The sequence below is a fragment of the Bacillus sp. SRB3LM genome (assembly GCF_015712745.1).
Taxonomy (GTDB): domain Bacteria; phylum Bacillota; class Bacilli; order Bacillales; family Bacillaceae_G; genus Bacillus_A; species Bacillus_A thuringiensis_K.
The window spans coordinates 1-505 of record NZ_VWVQ01000035.1 but is presented as its reverse complement, the minus strand read 5'-3'; the positions used below and the strand labels follow the sequence as shown (position 1 = coordinate 505).

Genomic DNA, 505 nt, shown 5'->3' with positions numbered 1-505 from the left:
AAAAAGGTGTGTGATCAGTATGGGCCCAGAAAATTTATTTAAGTGGAAACATTATCAACCAGATATTATTTTATTAACAGTACGTTGGTACCTGCGGTACAACTTAAGTTTTCGTGATTTGGTAGAAATGATGAAGGAACGAGGGTTATCTTTGTCTCATACAACGATTATGCGTTGGGTTTATCAATACGGACCGGAACTGGATAAACGTATTCGACGTCATCTGAAACAAACAAATGATTCATGGCGAGTGGATGAAACATATATAAAAATAAAAGGGCAATGGATGTATTTATACCGTGCGGTTGATTCTAAGGGAAATACGATTGACTTCTATCTCAGCAAAACTAGAAATCATAAGGCTGCAAAGCGATTCTTTAAGAAAGCTTTGCAGTCTTTTCATGTCTCAAAACCTCGTACCATCACAATTGATAAAAATCCTGCTTATCCAGTTGCCATCACCAAATTAAAAAAAGAGAAAAAAGTGCCGTTAGGCACTCAAATT

At 36.2% G+C, this 505-nt stretch carries 1 protein-coding gene; it reads left to right on the top strand.

Features of this window, described 5'->3' with window-relative positions; all coding sequences use genetic code 11:
• Window positions 1-19 precede the first annotated feature (19 nt).
• Window positions 20-505: IS6 family transposase (locus F3I02_RS17220; protein ID WP_196478234.1), on the top strand; the 486-nt coding region annotated here is incomplete at its 3' end.